This window comes from Thiorhodospira sibirica ATCC 700588 (assembly GCF_000227725.2).
Classification (GTDB): Bacteria; Pseudomonadota; Gammaproteobacteria; order Ectothiorhodospirales; family Ectothiorhodospiraceae; genus Thiorhodospira; species Thiorhodospira sibirica.
Genome location: NZ_MU255056.1, coordinates 2561567 through 2569932, shown reverse-complemented (window position 1 = coordinate 2569932; position 8366 = coordinate 2561567). Strand labels below are relative to the sequence as shown.

11 protein-coding genes are annotated in these 8366 nt (G+C 57.8%); 1 reads left to right on the top strand and 10 read right to left on the bottom strand.

The genetic code is table 11. The features are described from left to right. The coding region (locus THISIDRAFT_RS11955) for a DUF2887 domain-containing protein (protein ID WP_221914007.1) at window positions 1-237 on the bottom strand (237 nt) is incomplete at its 3' end. Window positions 238-597: 360 nt separating this feature from the next. Here THISIDRAFT_RS11955 and THISIDRAFT_RS11950 point away from each other — a divergent pair. Beyond that, complete coding sequence (locus THISIDRAFT_RS11950; RefSeq protein ID WP_006788034.1) at window positions 598-1317, top strand: flagellar brake protein; 720 nt, start codon at window positions 598-600, stop codon at window positions 1315-1317. Between the two features lie 17 nt (window positions 1318-1334). Here the strand turns inward: THISIDRAFT_RS11950 and THISIDRAFT_RS11945 are convergent, their stop codons facing one another. The 9 genes from THISIDRAFT_RS11945 to ihfB all read right to left on the bottom strand — a co-directional run bounded on the left by THISIDRAFT_RS11945 (window position 1335) and on the right by ihfB (window position 8292). Then, on the bottom strand, window positions 1335-1937 hold the full coding sequence (locus THISIDRAFT_RS11945; protein ID WP_006788035.1) for an NUDIX domain-containing protein: 603 nt from the start codon (window positions 1935-1937) through the stop codon (window positions 1335-1337). Window positions 1938-2002: 65 nt separating this feature from the next. Continuing rightward, a complete protein-coding gene (gene accD / locus THISIDRAFT_RS11940) occupies window positions 2003-2998 on the bottom strand; it encodes an acetyl-CoA carboxylase, carboxyltransferase subunit beta (protein ID WP_006788036.1) in 996 nt (331 codons plus the stop codon). A 39-nt stretch (window positions 2999-3037) separates the two neighbouring features. After that, window positions 3038-3847, bottom strand: coding sequence for a tryptophan synthase subunit alpha (gene trpA / locus THISIDRAFT_RS11935; RefSeq protein WP_006788037.1), 810 nt, complete (start codon window positions 3845-3847; stop codon window positions 3038-3040). Next, a complete protein-coding gene (gene trpB / locus THISIDRAFT_RS11930) occupies window positions 3844-5085 on the bottom strand; it encodes a tryptophan synthase subunit beta (RefSeq protein ID WP_006788038.1) in 1242 nt (413 codons plus the stop codon). Before trpB ends, trpA begins: the two co-directional genes overlap by 4 nt. Then, on the bottom strand, window positions 5069-5704 hold the full coding sequence (locus THISIDRAFT_RS11925) for a phosphoribosylanthranilate isomerase (protein WP_006788039.1): 636 nt from the start codon (window positions 5702-5704) through the stop codon (window positions 5069-5071). The genes trpB and THISIDRAFT_RS11925 overlap by 17 nt, the downstream gene beginning before the upstream one ends. After that, window positions 5701-6408 carry an orotidine-5'-phosphate decarboxylase gene (gene pyrF / locus THISIDRAFT_RS11920; RefSeq protein WP_006788040.1) on the bottom strand — a complete coding sequence of 236 codons (708 nt, stop codon included), beginning with the start codon at window positions 6406-6408 and terminating at the stop codon, window positions 5701-5703. Before pyrF ends, THISIDRAFT_RS11925 begins: the two co-directional genes overlap by 4 nt. A 50-nt stretch (window positions 6409-6458) precedes the next feature. After that, window positions 6459-7586 carry a tetratricopeptide repeat protein gene (locus THISIDRAFT_RS11915; RefSeq protein WP_006788041.1) on the bottom strand — a complete coding sequence of 376 codons (1128 nt, stop codon included), beginning with the start codon at window positions 7584-7586 and terminating at the stop codon, window positions 6459-6461. Next, the gene (locus THISIDRAFT_RS11910; protein ID WP_006788042.1) at window positions 7586-7897 is read right to left on the bottom strand and encodes a lipopolysaccharide assembly protein LapA domain-containing protein; all 312 of its coding nucleotides are present in this window, start codon (window positions 7895-7897) and stop codon (window positions 7586-7588) included. The genes THISIDRAFT_RS11915 and THISIDRAFT_RS11910 overlap by 1 nt, the downstream gene beginning before the upstream one ends. Before the next feature lie 98 nt (window positions 7898-7995). After that, on the bottom strand, window positions 7996-8292 hold the full coding sequence (gene ihfB / locus THISIDRAFT_RS11905; RefSeq protein WP_006788043.1) for an integration host factor subunit beta: 297 nt from the start codon (window positions 8290-8292) through the stop codon (window positions 7996-7998). Window positions 8293-8366 lie beyond the last annotated feature (74 nt).

The window sequence follows — 8366 nt, the reverse complement described above, 5'->3', positions numbered from 1 at the left end:
CATGTCGATGAGGAGCCGATGGTAGATCAGTGGATCACGCTGGGCTTGTATTTCTATGGCCCAGATCGGTTGTTGGTCGTCCTCGGGGAGTATCACGCCGTCGATGCGCCGCTCCAAGGCTTTGACGTCCAGGGCTTCGAGGTGGTACGGGCCTGTGATGTTTATCCCGTCGGTCAGCAAGCGCAAGAACTCGGGATCTGCGCTTAACAGCAGATACATCGGTTTGTCGGTGTGCATGGCGTGTCTTTCACTGGGCTGGAAAACGCTATCATGCCATGCTGAGGTGTCGCTCACCAGCGCGGCATTGCACCCTGGGAGCGCGCAGCACCCGCTACGCATAGCCTTTAAACCCCGCGAGGCCTGCGGCCTCGTTGCCGAGTACAACTCGGCGATCCGGTTCTAAGGTTCTATTTGGCTAAGGATTTATACATGCTCGCTCTGCCGTTATCACCTATGTGGCGGTGGCTTTTGTGTGTCTGTCAATAACATGGGATAATATTTGCCTAGTGAACGCTTGTTATGTGCTGTTTTTTGCTCTTCGCAGCAAGTGTTTGATCATCATTATCGTCTCACCGTGTAATCTCCTGAGTCAGTCCTTTGAAAGATAAAGCCGAAAAAACCGAAAAAATCACGCAACCCGCAAGAATTGCCGCTTTCTTGCACAGCATCGCGGGTAAGCGTTCCTTGGTCAATGTACGTCTGGCAGGTAGTGAACGTTACTTTAACAGCGCCTTGCTGAATGTGGATCAGGAGCGCGGGTATCTCTATCTGGATGAGCTCTTTCCTGCTGAGGGTCATCAGCGTGTGGCGCCGGGTATCAAGGTGCATATCTACACCCTCAAGGATCGGGTGGGGGTGCATTTTATGACGGTGATTGAATCAATTCAGACGCACGACAAGACCGCAGTGTATGTGCTGCCTTTTCCGGAGTCGATCGATTATCAGCAAAAACGCTCCCACTACCGGGTCTATATCGGCCTGGGCCAGCATTTCGGGGTGAAGCTGAAAAATGCCGAGGAAGAAGAGTTTGAGGGGCGTTTGGTGGATCTGTCGCTCGGTGGACTGGGGGTTTCCCTGCCACGCGATACGCCGATCAAGGAGGGCGAAGAACTGGAATTGATGGAGTTATACCTGCCCGATGAAGATAACCTCAATGTCAAGGTTGAAGTGCGGCGGGTGCAAGACGACAGTAACCGGCGGCAGCTAAGCGTAGGTTTGATGTTTCTCAAGCTCTCGGCGCAGGCCGACCGGATTTTGCAGCGTTCCATGATTGTCCTGGAGCGTGAGCAAATCCGCCGTCAGTCACGCACGGACTGACGAGAGCAAAAAACAGTTTAAGGCGTGTGCCAGCGGGTGCGCAGGGCGTCATGGTTGAGGCGCAGCCATTGCAGGGCAATGATGGGCATGGCGGATTCGATCCGGCCACTATCCAGCAGGGCAAAGGCCTGTTCCACCGGCAGGATATGTACGCGGATTTCTTCGCCTTCATGGGCCAGACCGTGAATCGCCTGATCTTGCAGCTGGCGGCTGTCTACCCGCGCCATAAAGACCCCGATGCGTTCTGAGGAGCTGCCGGGGGTCGCATAGTAATGGTGAATCGGTAACAACTCCAACAGGGTGCAACCAGCTTCTTCCAGCGCTTCGCGATGTGCCACCTCGGCCAGGGCCTCATCAGGCTCGACCAGTCCGGCAATCGTCTCTATCATCCACGGACCGTGGGAGGACTGCAGGGCGCCGATGCGGAATTGCTCTATCAAAACCACCGTGTCTTGCTGCGGGTCATAGGGTAGCACCGCCACCGCATCCCCGCGCTGGATCAGCTCACGCTCAATCACCATGCGGTTTGCGCCGCTAAAGCAGTCATGGCGTATGCGCACATGGCAGACATCAAAAAAACCTTGATAGCGCGTCTGTTTATCCAGGATATCCCATTGCATCGCGACGTTTTATCCATACATGGACCGCCACCAGGACGGTCGTGATCAAAGAAGCCTGAGAACCATTAGCTGGCAGAAGGTGTGCCGGGTTTGGCTGGGTTATCGTCCGGCAATGGCGCATCCAGCGGTGGATTGGCGCTATCTGTTGCCTGAACCTCGCCTTCCTTGGGGGGATGATATTCCAGATAGGGTCTTTGGCTGTCTGTGGGCGGGCGGTGCAACAACATGGCCAGTATGGCGGCAATGCGTTCACGCATCTCGCGCCGGTCGATGATCATGTCGATGGCCCCGTGTTCAACCAGGAATTCTGCCCGCTGAAAGCCCGGCGGCAGGGTTTCGCGCACGGTTTGCTGGATCACCCGGGGACCGGCAAACCCAATCAGCGCGCCGGGTTCAGCGGCATTGATGTCACCGAGCATCGCCAGACTGGCCGAGACGCCGCCCATGGTCGGGTCCGTCATCACCGATAGATAGGGCACACGCTGGGCACGCAGGCGCGCCAGGGCGGCACTGGTTTTGGCCATCTGCATCAGGGAAAACAGCGCCTCCTGCATCCGCGCCCCACCACTGGCACTAAAACAGATCAAGGGGATGCGCTGCTCACAGGCCACATTCACTGCCCGCACAAAGCGCTCACCCACCACCGAGCCCATCGACCCGCCCATGAAGTTAAAATCAAAGGCCGCCACCACCACCGGGATGTCTTTGAGGGTGCCGCGCATGGCGATCAGGGCATCCTTTTCACCGGTTTCCTTCTGTGCCGCTGTCAGCCGATCCTTGTACTTTTTGCTGTCGCGAAAACGCAGAATATCCATGGGCTCAATCTGCGCGCCGATTTCCTCGCGTCCCTCGCTATCGAGAAACACCTCCAGGCGACGGCGGGCGCTCAGACGGCGGTGATGCCCACACTTGGGGCAGACATCCAGACAGCGCTCCAGCTCGGGCTTGTAAAGGGTGGCATTACAGCCATCGCAGCGCAGCCACAGCCCTTCGGGAACGGCGCGTTTATTGGTGGCGTCAGTACGGATGCGTGAAGGGACGAGTTTTTCAAACCAGCTCATGAGTAGTGACCTGTAATGCGGAGCAAGGGCGGCTAAGCGCTACGTGGATTGATCAATGGCCTGGCGCATCTGCGCGAGCAGCTCACTGACCTTGTGCCGGGCCAGCTCTGGTTGGCTGCCGTGTTCGGCGAGTATCGAGACCAGCGTGCTGCCAACAATCACCGCATCGGCGACTTGCGCCACCGCTGCAGCCGTCTGGGCATCGCGAATACCAAAACCCACGCCCAGCGGCAGGCGGGTATGTTGGCGGATCTGCTGTAATTTTTCGGCAACGGCGGGAATATCCAGAGATTTGGAGCCAGTCACCCCTTTAAGCGAGACATAATACACAAAGCCCGAGGCCAGCTCACAGATGCGCTGGGTACGCGCTGCTTCACTGTTGGGCGCCAGCAGAAAAATCGGATCAATGGCATAGGGGCGCAAGGCCGCAAGAAACTCACGGCTTTCCTCGGGCGGCAGGTCCACCGTCAGCAGGCCATCCACCCCGGCCTCGCTGGCCTCCTTGGCCAAGGTTTCATAGCCGATGGCCTCAATGGGATTGAGATAGCCCATTAAGACCACCGGGGTGTCCTGATCATCGCGGCGAAAACGGCGCACCAGGCCCAGGACATCCCGCAGACTCACGCCGTGCTTGAGGGCACGCTCACAGGCTTGCTGAATCACCGGGCCATCCGCCATAGGATCGGAAAACGGCACCCCCAGCTCCAGCAGATCAGCACCGGCCTTGACCATATCGTGCATCAAGGCCAGGGTCACATCCAGATGCGGATCACCGGCAGTAATATAGGGAATCAGGGCCTTGCGGGAGCGCTCCTGCAAGGCGACGAAACGCGTGGCAATGCGGCTCATAGGGTAATGCCCTCTCGCTGGGCGACGGTGTTGATGTCTTTGTCGCCACGTCCGGAAAGATTGGCGATAATGATCTGCTCAGGGCGCAGGGTAGGGGCGAGTTCCATCGCATAGGCCAGCGCGTGGCTGGATTCCAGTGCGGGGATAATGCCCTCCGTGCGGGTAATATGATGAAAGGCAGCCATCGCCTGCGTATCTGTCACCGCCACATAGTTCGCCCGTGCGGTATCTTTGAGCCAGGCATGTTCTGGCCCCACGCCCGGATAATCCAGCCCGGCAGAGATGGAGTGGGTTTCGATGATCTGGCCGTTGGCATCTTCCATCAGATAGGTGCGATTGCCATGCAAGACCCCGGGCCGACCGGCACACAACGGCGCAGAATGACGCCCGGTCTCAATGCCCTCGCCAGCGGCCTCAACCCCATACAGCGCCACCTCGCGATCGGCCAGGAAGGGATGAAACAAGCCGATGGCATTGGAGCCGCCACCGACACAGGCGATCAGGGCATCCGGCAAACGCCCGGTCAGCTCCAGGCATTGCGCCCGTGCCTCACGCCCGATAATGGCCTGAAAATCGCGCACCATCGCCGGATAGGGATGGGGCCCGGCGACTGTGCCGATGATGTAGAAGGTATGATCGACGTGCGTCACCCAGTCGCGCATCGCCTCGTTAAGCGCATCTTTAAGCGTCCGCGAGCCGGAGGTCACCGGCACCACGGTGGCTCCCAGCAATTTCATGCGATACACATTGGGGGCCTGGCGCTGAATATCATCGGCGCCCATATACACCACACATTCCAGCCCCAGACGCGCCGCTACGGTGGCGGTTGCCACCCCGTGCTGTCCGGCGCCGGTCTCGGCAATGATGCGGGTCTTGCCCATGCGTTTGGCCAGCAGCGCCTGCCCGATGGTGTTATTGACTTTGTGCGCGCCGGTGTGATTGAGATCCTCGCGCTTGAAATAAATCTGTGCCCCGCCCAGTTCCCGCGATAAGCGTTTGGCATGATACAAAGGCGAGGGCCGCCCGACATAATGGCGCAGATCGTCATCCAGTTCAGCCAAAAAATCGGGATCTTGCAGATAGCGCGCATAGGCATTGCGCAATTCTTCCAGCGGCTGCATCAAGGTTTCTGCGACAAAACAGCCGCCATAGGGGCCAAAATGGCCGCTGGCATCGGGGAAGGCGTTCCAGTCAGTGATACTGGAGGCAGCCGGTATGGCGTTAAGTGAATTCGACACGTCTTACCTCGTTGATAAAAGAGCTGATCAGCGCCGGATCTTTATGGCCCGGTGCGGACTCTACGCCACTACTGACATCCACCGCCCAGGGGCGCGTCTGCACAATGGCCTGTGCGACATTGCCGGGCTTGAGTCCACCGGCCAGGATCAACGGCTGGGCGAGCTGCGCTGGAATCGTGTTCCAGTCGAAGGTTTCTCCGGTGCCCCCGACCTTGCCCCCGCCGTGGCTGTCGAGCAAAACCCCGACCGCATCCGTATAACGCTGAGTATAGGTGAGCACGTCCAGCGGGGTTTGCATGGGTACTGCCTTGATATAAGGCCGATCAAATGCGCTACACTCGCTGGGATCCTCGTTGCCATGAAATTGCAAAAGATCCAGCGGTACGCTGTTGATGATCTCCGTGACCCGCTCGCGTCCGGCATCGACAAACAGACCCACGCGGGTGATAAAGGGTGGCAATCGCAGGGCAATTTCACGCGCTGCATATGGTGCGATATAGCGCACACTGTTGGGGTAAAACACAAAACCGATGGCATCTGCCCCGGCCTGTGCCACCATCAGGGCATCGTCGAGTGAGGTAATGCCACAGATTTTAATGCGGATACGGGTATTCATCATGACAAAACAAGGGATTGATTCACCGCAGACAGAACCTGCATGGGGTCTTTGGCCTGCGTGATCGAGCGCCCCATCACCAGATAGGAGGCGCCATCAAAAATGGCCTGAGCCGGAGTGACGATGCGCCGTTGATCGCCGTGTTGATCGCCCGGCAGGCGAATCCCCGGCGTAACCAGTAAAAACGCCGGTCCAAAGCGGGTACGCATGGCAGGGGCCTCCTGGGCAGAACAGACGATTCCATCCAGACCGCAGACCTGCGCCGCGTGTGCCAAGGCCATCACCTGCTCAGCCAGCGGACGCTGTACCCCGGTGTCCTGCAGGTCTGTCTGATCCATCGAGGTGAGCACCGTGACGGCAATCAGCTGCGGACGATGGCTTTGAGAATCCACCGCCTCACGCGCTGCCAGCAGCATCCGCTGACCACCGCTGGCATGTACATTCAGCATCCACACGCCAAGCTGACAGGCCGCCTTGCAGGCCGCCGTGACGGTATTGGGAATATCGTGAAATTTAAGATCCAGAAACACCTCAAAGCCCTTGGCAATCAGCTGCTCAACCAGGGCCGGACCACCGGTCACAAATAACTCAAAGCCGACCTTGAGACGGCAAGCGGTGGGATCCAGGCGCTCGACCAGCGCATTGAGCTGCGCGATGTCGGAAAAATCCAGTGCCAGAATCACCCGTGGCGATGCAGATACGTTCATAAGCTATTTTTCAATCAAGGTGTTAATGGCTAAAGGCAAAATACGGTTCCCTAGGTATGACAACTCGGACAGCACCAGAAATGGGCGCTGGCCTTAAATCCACAGTGCTGGCAGCCAAAGCGGGGACGTTCGCTGAGTTGTTGATCCAAAACCCGTTGCAAGTGTGCGACCACCTTGGCCGAGCCTAACTGTCCCTGGCGTTGCGCCTGACGGATAAACAGGGCCAGGACGCCCAGATTGAGCGATTCGCGCTCGATCTCCTGATGCAGCAGGGCATCAAGCAGGGTGTGCTCACCGCTGTCTTCCAGGGCCTGCAACACCGCCAGACGGCTGCAGTCCGTGTGCGCTGTCTGGCTGATCTGGCTTAAAAAAGCACGATACGGGTCTTGCGCATCCATCGCCTGATAGGCGGCATGCAAGCACGGCAGAACCAGCACAGCCAGACGCATATCCTGCTCAATCGCCTTGCTGCAATGCAATACCGCCTGCGGATAATCGGCATCCTGCAAGGCAATCTGCCCTAACAGCAAACGGGCGCGCACACTGAACGGATCGGTTGTCAGGGCCTGCAGGGCCTGCGTTTTGGCTGTCACCAGTTGGCCTTCGTGTAAGGCCAGATCCGCCCGCTCACAAAAATAATGGGCCAGCTGTGTCGTGGGTTTTTGCGTACTGTAACGCGTCCATTGCTGCGCCGCCCAGATGGCTTTTTCCCATTCCTTTTCCTGCTCATACAAACGGCACAGACACTGCGCACTTTCGCTTTGCAGATGACCGCTGGTCAGCACGGTTTTAAACAATGCCTCGGCCCGATCCAATACCCCGGCCTTGAGATAATCGCGGGCCAGTTCCAGGGTGGCCTGGGCGCGCAGTGTTTGATCCAGGGCGGCATGTTCAATCAGTGCCTGATGCACCTGAATGGCCTTATCCACCTCGCCACGGCGTCGAAACAAACTGCCAAGGATTAAATGGGTCTCCACGGTGTCGCGGTCCTGCTCAACCATGCGCCCAAACACCTCCAGTGGGTGGTCGGATTGCTCATTGAGCAAATAACCCAGGCCACGCAGATAGGCGGGTTTAAGCGCATCGGAGACACTGCGCTGGCGGGTTTGGGCTTTACGGGCGGCAAACCACCCCGAAGCGGCCGCCACCGGAAGGAGCAGCCACAAAAATTCGGTCATTATTGCGTCGGGCCGCTACCCTGAACACTTTTGGCGCGCACCGGACGCAAGCGCGCCAGTTCCTTGTGTGCCGCTTTTAATTGACGCCGCAGCTCACGCAGCCTGGCACTTTTTCTGAATTGCGCACCGATGCTCATGATCAGGCCCAGCAAGGTGCCCAATAGAATCGACAGCAGCACCAGAATGGACAACGGCAGGGTAAAGCTACGCGTGTATAGATCCAGCGTCACCATGCCGGAGTTGAGCACGGCAAATACCGCCGCGACGGCAAGAATGCAGGCGAGCAACGCAATGGCGAGAAATTTAAACATCAATACCGCCCCCCAGCAGGATCAGAGGATCACCAGAGACTTTGGAAAAACGTCGATTAAAGCAGCCTCCCCCGTATTCGGGGAGGCTGTGGATGGCGTCAGTCCTCGGATGTTAAGCCCTGATTGACGCGTTCCCTTAAATCTTTGCCCGGCTTGAAATGAGGCACATACTTGGCCTCCAATGGCACTTTTTCACCGGTTTTTGGATTACGTCCCATCTTTGGCGGACGGAAATGCAACGAAAAGCTGCCAAAACCGCGTACTTCAATGCGCTCGCCGCTGGCCAGTGCCTGGCTCATATGTTCGAGGATGATTTTAACGGCTTCTTCCACGTCTTTGGGAGGGAGATGTGACTGCTTGCGGATTAACGCTGCAATAAGTTCGGACTTGGTCATGCCCACGGGCCTCCTCGGGCGTACACTAAATAAAAAAAACACAGAGTCCTTGACCCAGAGGTCGATGATCCAGA